Here is an 18,283-nt window from a genome sequence, read left to right as displayed (position 1 = left end):
TTACAGTCTCACAAACAGAATGTGTTTTTCGGATACGACTGCTTCGCAGTCGAGCGGGAGCAAGCTCCCTCGCCACAAAAAAAACGCGCTGAGGCTGGAAGATTAGTCTTCCTTACCCTTGTTCCGCACCGCTCGCTGCAACTCGCGACCGGCGTCGCGCTCGCGCTCGGTATCACGCTTGTCGTATTCCTTCTTGCCCTTGCCCAGAGCGATCTCGCACTTGATCAAGTGCTTGCTCCAGTACAACGACAGGCAGACGCAGGCATAACCCTTCTGTTGCACGGCGGCAAACAGCTTCTCCAGCTCACGCTGGTTGAGCAGCAGTTTGCGCGTGCGCGTCGGGTCGGCGATGACGTGGGTGCTGGCGGTGGTCAGCGGAGTGATATGGCTGCCGAGCAGCCAGGCCTCGCCATCCTTGAGCAGCACATAACTGTCGACCAGTTGTGCCTTGCCTGCACGCAGACTCTTTACTTCCCAGCCGGCCAGGACCATGCCAGCCTCGAACCGGTGTTCGATGAAGTAATCGTGTCGCGCCTTTTTATTTTGCGCGATGGTCCCTTCGGGGTGTTTCTTCTGTTTAGCCATAGGGGCGGCATTATAGGGAGTTGCGCGCGAGTCGGCTACGGTGAACCTGCGTGCTTGAGCGCATTGAGTGAATCCCGGACAATGCGCCCATTGTTTACCCTGATTTTGTTTTTGATGCGCTATGTGGCGCCCATCGGCATTCTTGTAGTTTTTGCCGCCCAGCTGTGGAAGTAACGCTGACATGACGACACATATTCAACGTTCGGCTCTGCTGCCGTATCCCGCGCAAGCGCTCTATGACCTGGTCAATGACGTGGCGCGCTATCCGGAATTCTTGCCCTGGTGTTCCGAGGCCGAAGTCCTGGAAAGCTCAGCCGCGCAAATGCGCGCTAGTGTGGGGGTGGCCAAGGCCGGGTTAAGCCAGCATTTCGTGACGCGCAATACGCTGGTGCCTGGGCATTCGATCGAGATGAACCTCGAAGAGGGTCCATTCAATCATCTGCATGGTGTCTGGGTCTTCAAACCGTTGGGCGAGAAGGCCTGCAAGATCAGCCTGGACCTGTCGTTCGACTATGCAGGGCCGATTGTCCGGGCGACGCTGGGTCCGCTGTTCAATCAGGCAGCCAACACGCTGGTGGACGCGTTCTGTCAACGCGCCAAGCAGTTGCATGGTTGAGTCGGTGATTGAAGTCGAGGTGGTGTATGCCGCCGTCGATCGCCAGTTGCTGCTCAAGGTGACGGTGCCTGTGGGTACTACGTTACGAGCGGCGCTGGCCGAATCAGGCATCGCCGAGCAGTTCCCCGAGTTGGATCTGGCGACGTGCCCTGTGGGGATTTTCGGCAAGGTTATTGCCGATCCCCAGAGCCGTCAGGTTCAGGCCGGTGACCGAATCGAAATTTATCGAGCGTTGCTGGCGGATCCAAAAGAAGTCCGCCGGTTGCGTGCGGCCAAGGCTGCCGAGCAGGCCAAGGCCCGGGATCAGTAGACTGCCAAGCGACAGATAACAAAAAGCCCGGACATGCCGGGCTTTTTGTTATGCCGCAATTTATTGCGGCGCTGTGTCCAGCGGTGCTGGCGTCGGGACCGGGACAGTTTTGACGTTGTCGACGTCCTTCTGGATTTGATCCAGCAGCGAACCTGGTTTTACCGGTTTTTCTGGCTTCGGCTTCTCGGCATTTTCAGCAGGGGCGGTCACGGTCGTGCCGCTGTCCTTGCCAAGAAGGGCTTCGTCACGGCTCACGCCAGGCATGAAATCACCTGACAGGCTGACAAGCTGGTCATTAGCGTTGAAGATAACGCTGATGCGTTCCTGCTGGCGTTCACCGCCGCCAGGTTGCAGGCTATACAGGTAATCCCAGCGATCGGCATGGAACGTGTCGGTCAGCAGAGGGTTACCCATGATAAACCGTACTTGCCGGCGGGTCATTCCCGGGCGTAACTGGTCTATCATGTTCTGCGTGACGACATTGCCCTGCTGGATGTCGATTTTGTAAACCCCGGGGAATGAACAACCGGCGAGTGCGAGCAGTCCCACGAGGGTGAAACTGGTTAGCAGGAGCTTGGTGTTTTGCATCGGTGGGCGACTTCCACTATCTTGGCTGGGACAACGTAAACGCCGATCATACCCGCATTAAGAGAAGCTGCGAAGCAGCATCGCGAGAAAGCTGACCATGGTTGAAAATAGCGAACTACGCAAAGCCGGCCTTAAAGTGACCCTGCCACGGGTCAAAATTCTGCAAATGCTCGATTCCGCCGAGCAGCGTCACATGAGTGCTGAAGATGTTTACAAGGCGCTGATGGAAGCTGGCGAGGATGTCGGTCTGGCCACGGTTTACCGTGTACTGACCCAATTCGAAGCGGCTGGTCTGGTGGTCCGCCACAATTTCGACGGCGGCCACGCGGTCTTCGAACTGGCTGACGGTGGTCACCACGACCATATGGTTAACGTGGAGAACGGTGAAGTGATCGAATTCTTCGAGGAAGAAATCGAAAAGCTTCAGAAGGCGATCGTCGAGAAGCACGGCTTCGAGTTGGTGGATCACAACCTGGTGCTGTACGTGCGCAAGAAAAAGTAAGCATGTCGCGCGGATTTTTTAGTCCGCGAAACGAACGAAGGCGACCCAAGGGTCGCCTTCGTGCTGTCTGGCGTACTTAAATTTTTGCCGTCACGACCATTTTCCTGGCGTGGGCCAGGGACTCCTTGGTCAGGTCGATCCCTCCCAGCATTCGCGCGACTTCTTCAATCCGCTCATTTTTACTCAGTTTGGACACGGCGGTATGCGTGGCATCGTCACCGCGCACCTTGTGGACAAATAGATGTTGATGGCCCTGAGAGGCCACTTGCGGCAAGTGCGTGACGGTCAGCACTTGCCCGCGCTCCCCGAGGCGGCGCAAGAGCTGGCCGACAATTTCCGCCGTCGGGCCGCCAATGCCCACGTCCACTTCGTCGAACACCAGTGTCGGTACTCGCGAGGTTTGTGCGGTGATCACCTGGATGGCCAGGCTTATCCGTGAGAGCTCACCACCCGATGCGACTTTGGCCAATGCCTTGAGCGGTTGCCCTGGGTTGGCACTGACCAGCAGTTCCACCTGTTCAAGGCCGTTGGGCAGTAATTCGGCGCTGGTGTTGGGGCGTAGTTCGATGGTGAAGCGGCCGCCGGGCATGCCCAAGCGTTGAATTTCCTGTTCGACGGCATTGGCCAGGCTGCTCGAGGCTTGATGGCGCAGATCGCTCAGCTCTCGGGCTTTTTCCTGATAGTGCCGGGCGAATGCACCCAGCTCTTCGCTCAGGCGCTCGATGGACTCGTCGTTGGCATTCAGTGTTTCGATCTCGTCCAGAAGCCTTTGCTGAAGCTCTGCGACTTCGGTGGGCTGGATCCGGTGTTTGCGCGCCAGGGTATAGATCGTGTCCAGGCGTTCTTCGAGTTGCTGGAGGCGTGCCGGATCGGCATCGAAGTGGTCGAGAAAGCGGTTCAGTTCGCCAACGGCTTCTTCCACCTGAATCTGTGCGCTGGTCAGCAGGTTGGTCGCTTCGCCCAGGGCGCCGACCGAATTGTTCACGCTCGACAGGCGATTGAGGCTGGCCGTCAGGGCGTTCAGTACATTGCCGGAATCGCTTTCGCTGCACTGCTCGACCACTTGTCGGCAAATGCCCAGCAAGGTTTCGGCGTTGGTCAGGTTTTTGTGTTCCTGTTCCAGTTGCTCCAGCTCACTCTCGCCGAGGCCGAGGTTTTCCAGCTCTTCGAGTTGGTAGCTGAGCAATTGGTGGCGAGCACGCTGCTCGTCGCCGGAGTTGGAGAGGCGTTCCAGCTCCTGGCGGGTCTGGCGCCAGCGCTGGGCGGCAAGTTGCACCTGGCGGGCGAGGTCCGTGGCGCCGGCGTATTCGTCGAGCAGCCGACGGTGCGTGTCGGTTTTCAGTAACGATTGGTGTTCATGCTGGCTGTGGATATCGATCAGCAGTTCGCCAAGGGCTTTGAGGTCACCCAGCGGGCAGGGGCTGCCATTGATGTAGCCGCGCGAGCGACCTTCGGCGGTGATCACCCGGCGCAGGATGCACGGGCCGTCAGTGTCGAGGTCGCGTTCGGCGAGCCAGGCACTGGCTTCCGGGATATCGGCCAGGTCGAATGTGGCCAGGATGTCGGCCTTCTCCGCGCCTGGGCGAACCACGCCGCTGTCGGCTCGATCGCCGAGGGTCAGGCCCAGGGCGTCGAGCATGATCGACTTGCCGGCGCCGGTTTCCCCTGTGATAACGCTCATCCCGCGATCGAGTTCCAGATCGAGATGTTCAACGATGGCGTAGTTATGTACGGACAGGTGCACCAGCATAGAGGCCGCTCCCAGGCTTTAGGTCTGGTTATTTATACAGTGTTTTGTTTCTGGCTGACAATGCCCGTGTTTAGCTCGATTTGCTTGGTAACGGTGTTTTTTTAAAACCCGGTGGAATGTCAATTCAGCTGTTTTTGTAAGGGTAATGGCGTTCAGCGGTCTGGCAGCCCTTGAACCTTGAATTTGCGACCCCATATACCGGGGCAGAAGCGCGAGTCGAGTTCGCGCACGATTTTGAAAGGAGAAATCTATGGCTGACGAACAGACGCTGGATACGCAAAATCTAGACGCCAATCAGGCTCCCGAAGCATCGGGTGAAGACCTGGTGGCTCGTGTACAAGTGCTCGAAGAGCAACTGGCTGGCGCGCAGGATCAGTCTTTGCGTGTTGCTGCCGATCTGCAGAACGTCCGCCGTCGCGCCGAGCAGGATGTAGAAAAAGCTCACAAATTCGCGCTGGAGAAGTTCGCCAACGACCTGCTGCCGATCATCGACAGCCTGGAGCGTGGTCTTGAGCTGTCCAACCCGGACGACGAAAGCATTCGCCCGATGCGTGAAGGCATCGAACTGACCCTGAAAATGTTCCAGGACACCCTGAAGCGTTATCAGCTGGAAGCGATCGATCCTGAAGGCGAACCGTTCAACGCTGCACACCACCAGGCGATGGCCATGCAGGAAAGCGCCGACATGGAACCCAACAGCGTGCTGAAGGTGTTCCAGAAGGGCTACATGCTCAACGGCCGTCTGCTGCGCCCGGCCATGGTCGTGGTCAGCAAGGCTCCGGCGCCGGTTTCGCCTTCGATTGACGAGCAGGCTTGAAATCCGCCGTAAGGCCCCCATTTAGAAGTCAAGCGTTTAAGTGCTACCGCAGTCAGCCACCACTACTGCGGCAACCAAATCCAAAGTTTCGGGAGAGTTAACATGGGTAAAATTATCGGTATCGACCTGGGGACTACCAACTCCTGCGTCTCTATTCTTGAAAACGGCAACGTAAAAGTTATCGAAAACGCTGAAGGCGCGCGTACCACGCCGTCGATCATCGCGTACGCCAATGATGGCGAAATTCTGGTTGGCCAGTCGGCCAAGCGTCAGGCAGTGACCAATCCGCACAACACCCTGTATGCGGTTAAGCGTTTGATCGGTCGTCGTTTCGATGAAGAAGTGGTCCAGAAAGACATTCAGATGGTCCCTTACAAGATCGTCAAGGCTGACAACAATGACGCCTGGGTTGAAGTGAACGGCCAGAAAATGTCGCCGCCACAGATCTCGGCTGAAATTCTGAAGAAAATGAAGAAAACCGCCGAAGACTACCTCGGCGAGACCGTGACTGAAGCGGTCATCACCGTTCCGGCTTACTTCAACGACAGCCAGCGTCAGGCGACCAAAGACGCCGGCCGTATTGCCGGTCTGGACGTAAAACGCATCATCAACGAACCAACCGCAGCCGCTCTGGCTTACGGTATGGACAAGGCCAAGGGCGATCACACCGTGATCGTTTATGACCTGGGCGGCGGTACTTTCGACGTATCGGTAATCGAAATCGCCGAAGTGGATGGCGAGCACCAGTTCGAAGTGTTGGCCACCAACGGTGACACCTTCCTCGGCGGTGAAGACTTCGACATTCGTCTGATCGACTACCTCGTTGACGAATTCAAGAAAGAAAGCGGCATGAACCTCAAAGGTGACCCGCTGGCCATGCAGCGCCTGAAAGAAGCCGCTGAAAAAGCCAAGATCGAGCTGTCTTCGAGCTTGCAGACCGACGTTAACCTGCCGTACATCACTGCAGATGCGACCGGTCCTAAGCACTTGAACGTGAAAATCTCCCGCGCCAAGCTGGAAGCGCTGGTTGAAGACCTGGTTCAACGCACCATCGAGCCTTGCCGCATTGCGCTGAAAGACTCGGGTATCGAAGTTGGCGCGATCAACGACGTGATCCTGGTCGGCGGTCAGACCCGTATGCCGCTGGTACAGAAACTGGTGACCGAATTCTTCGGTAAAGAAGCACGTAAAGACGTTAACCCGGACGAAGCGGTTGCCATGGGTGCTGCTATCCAGGGCGCAGTATTGGCCGGTGACGTGAAAGACGTTCTGCTGCTCGACGTCAGCCCGCTGACTCTGGGTATCGAAACCATGGGCGGCGTGATGACTGCGCTGATCGAGAAAAACACCACGATTCCTACCAAGAAATCGCAAGTGTTCTCGACTGCTGATGACAACCAGGGCGCAGTGACCATTCACGTGCTGCAAGGCGAGCGTAAGCAAGCTGCCCAGAACAAGTCCCTGGGCAAGTTCGACCTGGCCGAGATTCCACCAGCACCACGTGGCGTGCCACAAATTGAAGTGACCTTCGACATCGACGCCAACGGCATTCTGCACGTGGGCGCCAAAGACAAGGCCACCGGCAAGACTCAGTCGATTGTGATCAAGGCCAACTCCGGTCTGTCCGAGGAAGAAATTCAGCAGATGATTCGCGATGCTGAAACCAACGCCGACGAAGATCGCAAGTTCGAAGAGCTGGCCACTGCCCGTAACCAGGGTGACGCACTGGTTCACTCGACGCGCAAAATGGTCGCTGACGCAGGCGAAAAAGTGACCGCTGAAGAGAAGACTGCAATCGAAGCGGCCGTAGTTGCCCTGGAAGCCGCCATCAAAGGCGACGACAAGGCAGCCATCGAAGCCAAGGTTGAAGAGCTGTCGAAAGTCTCCGCGCCAGTGGCTCAGAAGATGTATGCCGAGCAAGCCCAGCCAGCTGAAGGTGCCGCACCGCACGCTGAAAAAGCTGAAAAGGCTGACGACGTTGTCGATGCTGAGTTCGAAGAAGTTAAAGACCACAAGTAAGTTGTTGGTCGGCCGGTTGACTGCCTTTGCGCGGTGACTGGTAGGATGTCGCCGCGCGGGAGCTTGCTCCCGCGTTGGCGTGTCTGGAGTAGACGAATTTTTACAGCATGCGACATCGCTCGGATGCTGGCGGTACGGTCGGGAATGCTCCTGCTTTCCGACTCATGAATACCGCATCAGCAGGCCGGTGTTCCGGCTGCGAATCAAAGACCAGGATCGTTGAATTGACGTGAGTTGGGTCCGGGCCTGTATTGGGGCTCAACGAGTTTGGCGAAGCTCAGGAGGGGTTTGCCGAACGTCCTTAAGAGTGCAAAGACTTATGGCAAAGCGTGACTATTACGAAGTGTTGGGTGTCGAGCGTGGCACAAGCGAAGCGGACCTGAAAAAGGCCTACCGTCGCTTGGCGATGAAGCACCACCCGGACCGTAATCCTGACGACAAAGCGTCGGAAGAAAAATTCAAAGAGGCCAACGAGGCCTACGAAGTGCTGTCCGATTCCAGCAAGCGCGCGGCGTACGACCAGTACGGTCATGCCGGTGTCGACCCAAGCATGGGTGGCGGCGGTGCCGGTTTTGGTGGTCAGAACTTCTCCGATATCTTCGGTGATGTGTTCAGTGATTTCTTCGGTGGCGGTCGTGGTGGTTCCCGTGGCGGTGCTCAGCGCGGCAGCGATCTGCGTTACACCCTGGAGCTGAACCTGGAAGAAGCGGTGCGCGGTACAACCGTGAATATCCGTGTTCCGACACTGGTCAACTGCAAGCCGTGCGACGGCTCGGGTGCCAAAAAAGGCTCTTCTCCGATTACTTGCCCAACCTGCGGTGGTATCGGTCAGGTACGCATGCAGCAAGGCTTCTTCTCGGTGCAGCAAACCTGCCCGCGTTGCCATGGCCAGGGCAAGATCATTGCCGACCCGTGCAGCTCCTGCAACGGCGAAGGCCGTGTCGAAGAGTACAAGACTCTGTCGGTGAAGGTGCCGGCTGGCGTTGATACCGGCGACCGCATTCGTCTGTCGGGCGAAGGCGAGGCGGGTACTCAAGGTGGGCCGACTGGCGACCTCTACGTGGTGATCAACGTGCGCGAGCACGCGATCTTCCAACGTGACGGCAAGCATCTGTTCTGCGAAGTACCCATCAGCTTCGTTGATGCGGCGCTGGGCGGCGAGCTGGAGATTCCGACCCTTGATGGTCGGGTCAAGCTGAAGATTCCTGAAGGCACGCAGACCGGCAAGCAGTTCCGGGTGCGTGGCAAAGGCGTTGCGCCGGTTCGTGGCGGTGGAGCAGGCGACCTGATGTGTCGTGTGGCGGTCGAGACTCCGGTTAATCTGGGGCGTCGTCAGCGCGAGTTGCTGGAAGAGTTCCGCAGCTCGTTGGCAGACGACAACAGTCACTCGCCGAAAACCACCGGTTGGTTCGAAGGCGTGAAGCGCTTCTTCGGCGATCTGTAAGGAGTCGGCATGCGACGTATAGCTGTGATGGGTGCTGCCGGGCGTATGGGCAAGATCCTGATCGAGGCGGTGCAACAGCGCGCGCCACTCACCGGCCTGACGGCGGCCATCGTGCGCCCCGGCAGCACGTTGATCGGAGTGGATGCCGGTGAGCTGGCATCGCTGGGGCGTATTGGTGTGCCGCTGTCGGGTAGCCTGGACGCGGTGGCTGATGAGTTCGATGTGTTGATCGACTTCACGCTCCCGGAGGTCATGCTGAAAAACCTGGCGTTCTGTCGCAAGGCGGGCAAGGCCATGGTCATCGGCACCACGGGATTGGGTGTCGCGGAAAAACAATTGCTGGTCGAGGCGGGCAAGGACATTCCGATTGTCTTCGCCGCCAATTTCAGTGTCGGCGTGAACCTGTCGCTGAAGCTGCTCGATATGGCGGCTCGTGTGCTGGGTGATGATGCTGATATCGAAATCATCGAGGCACATCATCGACACAAGATCGATGCGCCTTCAGGTACGGCTTTGCGTATGGGCGAGGTGATCGCCAACGCACTGGATCGTGATCTGCAGAAAGTTGCGGTCTATGGGCGTGAAGGCCATACCGGTGCGCGCGAGCGCGAAACCATTGGCTTCGCCACTGTTCGCGGTGGTGATGTGGTTGGCGATCATACGGTGCTGTTCGCCTGTGAGGGTGAGCGGCTGGAGATCACTCACAAGGCGTCGAGTCGCATGACTTTCGCCAAGGGTGCCGTTCGTGCTGCTTTGTGGCTCGATGGCCGCACGCCGGGTCTGTATGATATGCAGGACGTGCTCGACCTGCGTTGAGATGTACCGGAAACAGGGTTCGAACTCAATTTGAGCCCTGTTTTCAACCGCTAAGCGACGTCCTGTCGCATTCCCCTGCCTTTAAGGCTCATTAGCGGTGGACCAAAAAAGCCTTTTTCTGTAAGCTACAGCTTTAGTGTGTCCACTAAAAGCGCGCAGAATAATTCAGTGAAGAAGCGGGGTGACGTGTCCATACGTCACTCCGCTTTTTTACAACCTGCGATCGCCCTTTCAGGCTTTATTTACGGGAGGTCTTCTTGACTAAGCCAGCCATACTCGCCCTTGCTGATGGCAGCATTTTTCGCGGCGAAGCCATTGGAGCCGACGGTCAAACCGTTGGTGAGGTGGTGTTCAACACCGCCATGACCGGCTATCAGGAAATCCTTACCGATCCTTCCTACGCCCAACAGATCGTTACCCTGACTTACCCGCACATCGGCAACACCGGCACCACGCCGGAAGACGCCGAGTCCGACCGCGTCTGGTCCGCTGGTCTGGTGATTCGTGACCTGCCACTGGTTGCGAGCAACTGGCGTAACACGATGTCCCTGTCCGACTACCTGAAAGCCAACAACGTTGTGGCAATCGCCGGTATCGACACCCGCCGCCTGACACGCATCCTGCGTGAAAAAGGTGCGCAGAACGGCTGCATCATGGCTGGCGACAACATCTCCGACGAAGCTGCGATTGCAGCGGCGCGCGGCTTCCCGGGCCTGAAGGGCATGGATCTGGCGAAAGTCGTCAGCACCAAAGAGAAGTACGAATGGCGCTCGACTGTCTGGGACCTGAAAACCGACAGCCACGCGACAATCGATGCGTCCGAACTGCCGTATCACGTGGTGGCCTACGACTACGGCGTCAAGCTGAACATCCTGCGCATGCTGGTCGAGCGCGGCTGCCGCGTCACCGTGGTGCCGGCACAAGCCCCGGCCAGCGAAGTCCTGGCACTCAAGCCGGACGGTGTGTTCCTGTCCAACGGCCCGGGTGACCCGGAGCCTTGCGACTACGCGATCCAGGCGATCAAGGACATCCTTGAAACCGAGATCCCGGTGTTCGGCATCTGCCTCGGTCACCAACTGCTGGCCCTGGCCTCTGGTGCCAAGACCCTGAAAATGGGGCACGGTCACCACGGTGCCAACCACCCGGTTCAGGATCTGGACACCGGCGTCGTCATGATCACCAGCCAGAACCACGGTTTTGCGGTAGACGAAACGACCCTGCCAGGCAACGTTCGCGCGATCCACAAATCGCTGTTCGACGGCACCCTGCAAGGCATCGAGCGTACCGACAAGAGCGCGTTCAGCTTCCAGGGTCACCCTGAAGCCAGCCCTGGTCCGAACGATGTGGCGCCGCTGTTCGATCGCTTCATCAACGAGATGGCCAAGCGACGTTAATCGCTGGCCTTGAGCATGTAGCGAGAAGTCACTGAGGGTGGCCCCGGTAGCCCGGCGGCCCCTGAAGGACTTCAGAGATTGATCAAGACGGCTTCTCCTCGGGGATTGCCGTCGGACCTGCGGATTTGAGTGAGTACCCATGCCAAAACGTACAGACATTAAAAGCATCCTGATTCTCGGCGCTGGCCCGATCGTGATCGGCCAGGCTTGCGAATTCGACTACTCCGGCGCCCAGGCTTGCAAGGCCCTGCGCGAGGAGGGTTACCGCGTCATCCTGGTGAACTCCAATCCGGCCACCATCATGACCGATCCGGACATGGCCGACGCGACTTACATCGAGCCGATCAAGTGGCAGACCGTTGCCAAGATCATCGAGAAAGAGCGCCCGGACGCGCTGCTGCCGACCATGGGCGGCCAGACCGCCCTGAACTGTGCCCTGGACCTGGAGCGCGAAGGCGTTCTGGAGAAGTTCGGCGTAGAGATGATCGGCGCCAACGCGGACACCATCGACAAGGCTGAAGACCGTTCGCGCTTCGACAAGGCGATGAAATCCATCGGTCTGGATTGCCCGCGCTCCGGGATCGCCCACAGCATGGATGAGGCCAACGCGGTCCTCGAGAAGCTCGGCTTCCCGTGCATCATCCGTCCCTCGTTCACCATGGGCGGCACCGGTGGCGGTATCGCTTACAACCGTGAAGAGTTCGAAGAAATCTGCGCCCGCGGTCTGGACCTGTCGCCGACCAAAGAGCTGCTGATCGACGAATCGCTGATCGGCTGGAAAGAGTACGAAATGGAGGTTGTCCGCGATAAGAAGGACAACTGCATCATCGTCTGCTCGATCGAAAACTTCGACCCGATGGGCGTGCACACCGGTGACTCGATCACCGTGGCTCCGGCACAGACCCTGACGGACAAGGAATACCAGATCATGCGTAACGCCTCGTTGGCGGTACTGCGTGAGATCGGTGTTGAAACCGGTGGCTCCAACGTTCAGTTCGGCATCTGCCCGGACACTGGCCGTATGGTGGTGATCGAGATGAACCCGCGTGTATCCCGCTCTTCGGCACTGGCCTCGAAAGCCACTGGTTTCCCGATTGCGCGTATCGCTGCCAAGCTGGCGATCGGCTACACCCTGGACGAACTGCAGAACGAAATTACCGGCGGCGCTACTCCTGCGTCCTTCGAGCCGTCCATCGACTACGTCGTGACCAAGCTGCCACGCTTCGCCTTCGAGAAATTCCCGAAAGCCGACGCCCGCCTGACCACTCAAATGAAGTCGGTCGGTGAAGTCATGGCCATCGGCCGGACTTTCCAGGAATCCCTGCAGAAAGCCCTGCGCGGTCTGGAAGTTGGCGTGTGCGGTCTGGACCCTAAGCTGGACCTGAGCAACCCGGAAAGCATGAGCGTGCTCAAGCGCGAGCTGACCGTGCCGGGCGCCGAGCGTATCTGGTACGTGGCGGACGCTTTCCGCGCCGGCATGACCGTCGAAGACATCTTCGGCATGAACATGATCGATCCTTGGTTCCTGGTGCAGATCGAAGATCTGATCAAGGAAGAAGAGAAGGTCAAGACGCTGGGCATGGCCAGCATTGACCGTGACACGATGTTCCGCCTCAAGCGCAAGGGCTTCTCCGATCAGCGTCTGGCCAAGCTGCTGGGTGTGACCGAGAAGAGCTTGCGTGTTCACCGTCACAAGCTCGAAGTGTTCCCGGTTTACAAGCGTGTTGACACCTGTGCGGCCGAGTTCGCCACCGATACCGCATACCTGTACTCGACGTATGAAGAAGAGTGCGAAGCTGCGCCGTCGGGTCGCGACAAGATCATGATCCTGGGTGGCGGTCCAAACCGTATCGGCCAGGGCATCGAGTTCGACTACTGCTGCGTACACGCGGCACTGGCGCTGCGTGAAGACGGGTACGAGACCATCATGGTCAACTGCAACCCGGAAACCGTATCCACCGACTACGACACCTCTGATCGTCTGTACTTCGAGCCAGTGACCCTGGAAGACGTGCTTGAAATCGTTCGCGTCGAGAAGCCAAAAGGCGTGATCGTTCAGTACGGCGGCCAGACTCCGTTGAAACTGGCTCGCGCTCTGGAAGCTGCTGGCGTGCCAATCATTGGCACCAGCCCTGATGCTATCGACCGTGCCGAAGACCGCGAACGCTTCCAGCAAATGGTTGAGCGTCTGAACCTGCGTCAGCCGCCAAACGCCACCGTGCGCAGCGAAGACGAAGCTATCCGCGCTGCCGGCAAGATCGGTTACCCGCTGGTGGTGCGTCCGTCCTACGTACTGGGCGGTCGGGCGATGGAAATCGTCTACGAAGAAGAAGAGCTCAAGCGCTACCTGCGTGAGGCGGTTCAAGTGTCCAACGACAGCCCGGTGCTGCTGGACCACTTCCTCAACTGCGCCATCGAAATGGACGTGGATGCGGTCTGCGACGGCACCGACGTGGTGATTGGCGCGATCATGCAGCACATTGAGCAGGCCGGCGTTCACTCCGGTGACTCCGCATGCTCGCTGCCACCGTACTCGTTGCCTGCGCATATCCAGGACGAGATGCGCGAACAGGTCAAGAAAATGGCCCTGGAGCTGGGTGTGGTTGGTCTGATGAACGTTCAGTTGGCGCTGCAAGGCGACGATATCTACGTCATCGAAGTCAACCCGCGCGCTTCGCGTACCGTACCGTTCGTCTCCAAATGCATCGGTGTTTCCCTGGCAATGATCGCGGCTCGCGTCATGGCCGGTAAAACCCTGAAGGAAATCGGCTTCACCAAAGAAATCATCCCGAACTTCTACAGCGTGAAAGAGGCGGTGTTCCCATTCGCCAAATTCCCTGGCGTTGATCCGATCCTCGGCCCAGAGATGAAGTCCACCGGTGAAGTGATGGGCGTGGGCGACACCTTCGGCGAAGCCTTTGCCAAAGCCCAGATGGGTGCCAGCGAAGTGCTGCCGACCGGCGGTACTGCGTTCATCAGCGTGCGTGACGATGACAAACCACTGGTTGCAGGCGTAGCCCGTGATCTGATCAACTTGGGCTTCGAAGTGGTTGCCACTGCCGGTACTGCCAAGCTGATCGAAGCCGCAGGCCTGAAAGTGCGCCGTGTGAACAAGGTGACCGAAGGTCGTCCGCACGTGGTCGACATGATCAAGAATGACGAAGTCACGCTGATCATCAACACGACCGAAGGTCGTCAGTCGATCGCTGACTCGTACTCCATTCGTCGTAATGCCTTGCAGCACAAGATCTACTGCACCACCACCATTGCTGCTGGCGAAGCTATCTGCGAAGCGCTCAAGTTCGGTCCGGAAAAGACCGTGCGCCGCTTGCAGGATCTACACGCAGGATTGAAGGCATGATCAAATACCCAATGACCGTCCAGGGGGCGAAAGCCCTGGAAGAAGAGCACGCTCACCTGACCAAGGTCGTCCGTCCGAAGCTCAGCCAGGACATCGGTACGGCCCGCGAGCTGGGTGACCTGAAGGAAAACGCCGAATACCACGCTGCTCGCGAGCAGCAGGGTATGGTCGAGGCGCGGATTCGCGACATCGAAGGCCGTATGCAGAATGCGGTGATCATCGATGTCACGACCATCCCGCACACTGGTAAAGTGATTTTCGGCACCACCGTTGAAATCGCCAATGTTGAAACTGATGAAAGCGTCACCTACCACATCGTTGGTGAGGATGAGGCTGACTTCAAGCTCGGCAAGATTTCGGTGGGTTCGCCATTGGCCCGCGCCTTGATCGCCAAGGAAGAGGGTGATGTAGTCGCCGTCAAAACGCCTGGTGGCGTTATCGAGTACGAGATTGTCGAAGTCCGCCATATCTGAAGGCAAGCGCCTGCTTCGTGCGGGCGCCATGCTTTGGCAGTTGACCCAGATGTTATGGGTTGGCGGCCTGTGGTTATTGCACATCGGACTGCTGCCGGTGCTGGGCCGAATTGGCCTGGCGCCGCTGCTGATCGAAGAAGTTTCAAGCGTGCTGAGTGCGCTGCTGGTCGGGTTTTCAGCGGCGTGCATTATTTTTCAGGTTTTGGTGCTGGTTCAGGCCAAGGGCCTTGTCAGTCTATGGCGCGATATTCGCGGGCAACTGCTGTTGATGGCGCTTTACGCGAGTGCGATGTACTTCGTGGTGCGAATCGACTGGCCAGATGCACAGCACTGGTTGTTGTTCAGCTATCTAGTGCTGGGGTTTTCCGGGCTGCTGCTGGTATTGCAGCCGGTGCCGGGATGGGGTGGCAGGGTGCGCGAAGCACACCCTTGACCCGTATCATCACTTGAAGCGATGGACGTTCGACAGCTGCTTGTTTACGCTGAAGTTCTTCCGGTAAATCAGTGCCATCTTGCCGATGACTTGCACCAGATCCGCTTTGCCGGCCTTGCACAGTTCTGCAATGGCTGCCAGGCGCGATTCGCGGTCGAGGATGCTGAGCTTGATCTTGATCAGCTCGTGATCGCCCAATGCGCGTTCCAGTTCGGCTAAAACACCTTCAGTCAAACCGTTGTCAGCCACAGTCAAAACTGGTTTCAGATGGTGGCCAATGGATTTGTACTGTTTCTTCTGCTCTTGAGTGAGCGGCATAATCTGACCCCTGCGTCTGATCTTGTAAAAAGCGGCGGCCAGTTTACCCGAGCGAGTCCGGGACCGCCCAGTTAATCGCGACTCGTTTATTTTTTTGAGGTGGCCCGTGGCCCGTTCCAAGACTAGCCTTAACTGGCTGAAAGAGCATTTCAACGATCCGTACGTCAAAATGGCGCAAAAAGACGGGTATCGTTCCCGTGCCAGCTACAAATTGCTGGAGATCCAGGAAAAGGATCGCCTGATCCGTCCGGGCATGACCGTAATCGACCTCGGCGCAGCGCCGGGTGGTTGGTCGCAAGTGACCAGTCGTCTGATTGGTGGGCAGGGTCGTTTGATCGCATCCGACATCCTGGAAATGGACAGCATCCCTGATGTGACCTTCATTCAGGGCGATTTTACCGAGGATGCCGTGCTGGCACAGATCCTCGAGGCGGTCGGAAATACGCAGGTGGACCTTGTGATTTCCGATATGGCCCCCAATATGAGTGGATTGGCGGCTGTCGATATGCCACGGGCGATGTTCCTGTGTGAATTGGCACTGGATCTCGCCGGTCGGGTTTTGCGGCCCGGCGGTGATTTTTTGATCAAGGTCTTCCAGGGTGAAGGCTTCGACGAGTACCACAAGGAAATCCGCAAGCTGTTTGACAAGGTGCAGATGCGCAAGCCTTTGTCATCGCGTGACAGGTCCCGCGAGCAGTACTTGCTGGGACGCGGTTTCCGCGGCGTTGAAGGTTCTGAGAGTGTCGAGCGTTTCTAAGGGGGCGATAGGTTTTTTTGTATCGCTTTACAGAGCCGGTATAACGAATATTGTGTAATAAGTGTTTCACAAAGGGTTACAGACGGCGCCTGCCAGAGCTGTAGGTAATGTAGTAAGTTAGGCCGGTGAATATCATGCGAAGCGCGCGCCAGTAGCGGAGCTTGCTTCAGAGGGTAGTTAATTGAACGATATGGCAAAGAATCTGATCCTGTGGTTGATCATCGCGGCTGTCCTGGTGACAGTGATGAACAACTTCTCCAGCCCTAACGAGCCGCAGACCCTCAACTATTCCGACTTCATCCAGCAGGTCAAGGATGGCAAGGTCGAGCGCGTAGCCGTGGACGGCTATGTCATTACTGGCAAGCGCAATGATGGCGACAGCTTCAAGACCATTCGTCCGGCCATTCAGGATAACGGTCTGATCGGCGATCTGGTGGATAACCACGTAGTCGTTGAAGGTAAGCAGCCTGAACAGCAAAGCATCTGGACTCAACTCCTGGTCGCAAGCTTCCCGATCCTGGTGATCATCGCCGTCTTCATGTTTTTCATGCGGCAGATGCAGGGCGGTGCTGGTGGCAAGGGTGGGCCGATGAGCTTCGGCAAGAGCAAGGCACGCCTGCTCTCCGAAGATCAGGTGAAAACTACCCTGGCTGACGTTGCCGGTTGCGACGAAGCCAAGGAGGAAGTGGGTGAGCTGGTCGAGTTCCTGCGTGATCCGGGCAAGTTCCAGCGTCTGGGCGGTCGCATTCCTCGCGGCGTGCTGATGGTGGGTCCACCGGGTACTGGTAAAACCCTGTTGGCCAAAGCCATTGCGGGCGAAGCCAAGGTACCGTTTTTCACCATCTCCGGTTCCGACTTTGTCGAAATGTTCGTTGGTGTGGGTGCCAGCCGTGTTCGTGACATGTTCGAACAGGCGAAAAAGCACGCTCCGTGCATCATCTTCATCGATGAAATCGACGCTGTCGGTCGTCATCGTGGTGCTGGCATGGGCGGTGGCCATGACGAGCGCGAACAGACGCTCAACCAGTTGCTGGTAGAGATGGACGGTTTCGAAGTGAATGACGGCATCATCGTCATCGCCGCAACCAACCGCCCTGACGTACTTGACCCTGCGCTGCTGCGTCCAGGCCGTTTCGACCGTCAGGTTGTCGTGGGGCTGCCGGATATCCGTGGTCGCGAGCAAATTCTCAAAGTCCACATGCGCAAAGTGCCAATGGGTGACGACGTCGCTCCAGCGGTTATCGCTCGTGGTACGCCTGGTTTCTCCGGTGCCGACCTGGCCAACCTGGTGAACGAGGCATCGCTGTTCGCCGCCCGTGCCGGCAAGCGCATTGTCGAGATGAAAGAGTTCGAGCTGGCGAAAGACAAGATCATGATGGGCGCTGAGCGCAAGTCCATGGTCATGTCCGAGAAAGAGAAGCAGAACACCGCTTATCACGAAGCAGGTCACGCGATCGTTGGTCGTGTGGTACCCGAGCACGATCCGGTCTACAAGGTCTCGATCATTCCGCGCGGTCGTGCGCTGGGTGTGACCATGTTCCTGCCGGAAGAAGATCGCTACAGTCTGTCCAAGCGTGCGTTGATCAGCCAGATCTGCTCGCTGTACGGCGGTCGTATTGCGGAAGAAATGACCCTGGGCTTCGATGGCGTGACCACTGGTGCGTCGAACGACATCATGCGTGCCAGCCAGATTGCACGAAACATGGTCACCAAGTGGGGGCTGTCGGAAAAACTCGGTCCTTTGATGTATGCCGAAGAAGAGGGTGAGGTGTTCCTCGGTCGTGGCGGTGGTGGTCAGCACGCCAGCTTCTCGGGCGAGACTGCCAAACTGATCGACTCTGAAGTGCGCAGCATCATTGATCAGTGCTATGGCACGGCCAAGCAGATCCTGACGGACAACCGCGACAAGCTCGACGCCATGGCCGACGCGCTGATGAAGTACGAAACCATCGATGCCGAACAGATCGACGACATCATGGCTGGTCGTACACCGCGTGAGCCTCGTGACTGGTCTGGCGGCACCGGTACTCCTCCCGTCGTGCAGGAAGAGCGTCCGGAAACACCCATCGGTGGCCCGGCTGCCGACGTCTAAGGTTTGAA

General features: G+C 57.9%; 17 protein-coding genes. 13 read left to right on the top strand and 4 right to left on the bottom strand.

From position 1 onward, the window contains the following. Positions 1-102: 102 nt before the first annotated feature. Positions 103-585: an SsrA-binding protein SmpB gene (smpB, locus tag NTD87_RS03630; protein WP_019691770.1), complete on the bottom strand. Its 483-nt coding sequence runs from the start codon at positions 583-585 to the stop codon at positions 103-105. 181 nt (positions 586-766) lie between these two features. On the opposite strand from smpB, the gene NTD87_RS03625 reads away from it, so the two are divergent. Further along, positions 767-1,201 (top strand): type II toxin-antitoxin system RatA family toxin, encoded by a 435-nt coding sequence (locus tag NTD87_RS03625; protein WP_262111945.1) that lies wholly within the window; start codon positions 767-769, stop codon positions 1,199-1,201. Then, positions 1,194-1,511 (top strand): RnfH family protein, encoded by a 318-nt coding sequence (locus tag NTD87_RS03620; protein WP_262111944.1) that lies wholly within the window; start codon positions 1,194-1,196, stop codon positions 1,509-1,511. Before NTD87_RS03625 ends, NTD87_RS03620 begins: the two co-directional genes overlap by 8 nt. A 60-nt stretch (positions 1,512-1,571) precedes the next feature. On the opposite strand, the gene NTD87_RS03615 is transcribed toward NTD87_RS03620, so the two are convergent. After that, complete coding sequence (locus NTD87_RS03615) at positions 1,572-2,099, bottom strand: outer membrane protein assembly factor BamE (RefSeq protein WP_262111943.1); 528 nt, start codon at positions 2,097-2,099, stop codon at positions 1,572-1,574. A gap of 97 nt (positions 2,100-2,196) precedes the next feature. Here NTD87_RS03615 and fur point away from each other — a divergent pair, with 97 nt between their 5' ends. Next, complete coding sequence (fur, locus tag NTD87_RS03610; protein ID WP_019691775.1) at positions 2,197-2,601, top strand: ferric iron uptake transcriptional regulator; 405 nt, start codon at positions 2,197-2,199, stop codon at positions 2,599-2,601. 76 nt (positions 2,602-2,677) lie between these two features. Here fur and recN read toward each other — a convergent pair whose 3' ends face one another. Continuing rightward, positions 2,678-4,351, bottom strand: a complete 1,674-nt coding sequence (gene recN, locus NTD87_RS03605; protein WP_262111941.1) for a DNA repair protein RecN — start codon at positions 4,349-4,351, stop codon at positions 2,678-2,680. Positions 4,352-4,601: 250 nt separating this feature from the next. Here recN and grpE point away from each other — a divergent pair, with 250 nt between their 5' ends. From grpE to NTD87_RS03565, 8 genes are all read left to right on the top strand, one after another. Further along, on the top strand, positions 4,602-5,168 hold the full coding sequence (gene grpE / locus NTD87_RS03600) for a nucleotide exchange factor GrpE (RefSeq protein WP_071551878.1): 567 nt from the start codon (positions 4,602-4,604) through the stop codon (positions 5,166-5,168). A gap of 102 nt (positions 5,169-5,270) precedes the next feature. Then, positions 5,271-7,187, top strand: a complete 1,917-nt coding sequence (dnaK, locus tag NTD87_RS03595; RefSeq protein WP_262111939.1) for a molecular chaperone DnaK — start codon at positions 5,271-5,273, stop codon at positions 7,185-7,187. 319 nt (positions 7,188-7,506) lie between these two features. Then, positions 7,507-8,631 (top strand): molecular chaperone DnaJ, encoded by a 1,125-nt coding sequence (gene dnaJ / locus NTD87_RS03590; protein ID WP_262111937.1) that lies wholly within the window; start codon positions 7,507-7,509, stop codon positions 8,629-8,631. Positions 8,632-8,640: 9 nt separating this feature from the next. Continuing rightward, the gene (dapB, locus tag NTD87_RS03585; RefSeq protein WP_262111935.1) at positions 8,641-9,447 is read left to right on the top strand and encodes a 4-hydroxy-tetrahydrodipicolinate reductase; all 807 of its coding nucleotides are present in this window, start codon (positions 8,641-8,643) and stop codon (positions 9,445-9,447) included. Positions 9,448-9,704: 257 nt separating this feature from the next. After that, positions 9,705-10,841, top strand: coding sequence for a glutamine-hydrolyzing carbamoyl-phosphate synthase small subunit (gene carA / locus NTD87_RS03580; RefSeq protein WP_262111934.1), 1,137 nt, complete (start codon positions 9,705-9,707; stop codon positions 10,839-10,841). 139 nt (positions 10,842-10,980) lie between these two features. After that, a complete protein-coding gene (gene carB, locus NTD87_RS03575; protein WP_262111932.1) occupies positions 10,981-14,202 on the top strand; it encodes a carbamoyl-phosphate synthase large subunit in 3,222 nt (1,073 codons plus the stop codon). Further along, positions 14,199-14,675: a transcription elongation factor GreA gene (gene greA, locus NTD87_RS03570; RefSeq protein ID WP_223487885.1), complete on the top strand. Its 477-nt coding sequence runs from the start codon at positions 14,199-14,201 to the stop codon at positions 14,673-14,675. Before carB ends, greA begins: the two co-directional genes overlap by 4 nt. Positions 14,676-14,703: 28 nt before the next feature. Continuing rightward, complete coding sequence (locus NTD87_RS03565) at positions 14,704-15,108, top strand: MFS transporter (protein ID WP_262112064.1); 405 nt, start codon at positions 14,704-14,706, stop codon at positions 15,106-15,108. Positions 15,109-15,117: 9 nt separating this feature from the next. On the opposite strand, the gene NTD87_RS03560 is transcribed toward NTD87_RS03565, so the two are convergent. After that, positions 15,118-15,426 carry a YhbY family RNA-binding protein gene (locus tag NTD87_RS03560; protein ID WP_019691785.1) on the bottom strand — a complete coding sequence of 103 codons (309 nt, stop codon included), beginning with the start codon at positions 15,424-15,426 and terminating at the stop codon, positions 15,118-15,120. 106 nt (positions 15,427-15,532) lie between these two features. Here NTD87_RS03560 and rlmE point away from each other — a divergent pair, with 106 nt between their 5' ends. Together rlmE and ftsH are read left to right on the top strand one after the other, a co-directional pair. Continuing rightward, positions 15,533-16,183: a 23S rRNA (uridine(2552)-2'-O)-methyltransferase RlmE gene (gene rlmE / locus NTD87_RS03555; RefSeq protein ID WP_019691786.1), complete on the top strand. Its 651-nt coding sequence runs from the start codon at positions 15,533-15,535 to the stop codon at positions 16,181-16,183. A gap of 190 nt (positions 16,184-16,373) precedes the next feature. Continuing rightward, positions 16,374-18,275 carry an ATP-dependent zinc metalloprotease FtsH gene (gene ftsH / locus NTD87_RS03550; RefSeq protein ID WP_262111928.1) on the top strand — a complete coding sequence of 634 codons (1,902 nt, stop codon included), beginning with the start codon at positions 16,374-16,376 and terminating at the stop codon, positions 18,273-18,275. Positions 18,276-18,283 lie beyond the last annotated feature (8 nt).

It is taken from the genome of Pseudomonas sp. 6D_7.1_Bac1, from assembly GCF_025465945.1.
In the GTDB taxonomy this organism is placed as follows: Bacteria; Pseudomonadota; Gammaproteobacteria; order Pseudomonadales; family Pseudomonadaceae; genus Aquipseudomonas.
This window is presented reverse-complemented; position numbering and strand designations above follow the sequence as displayed.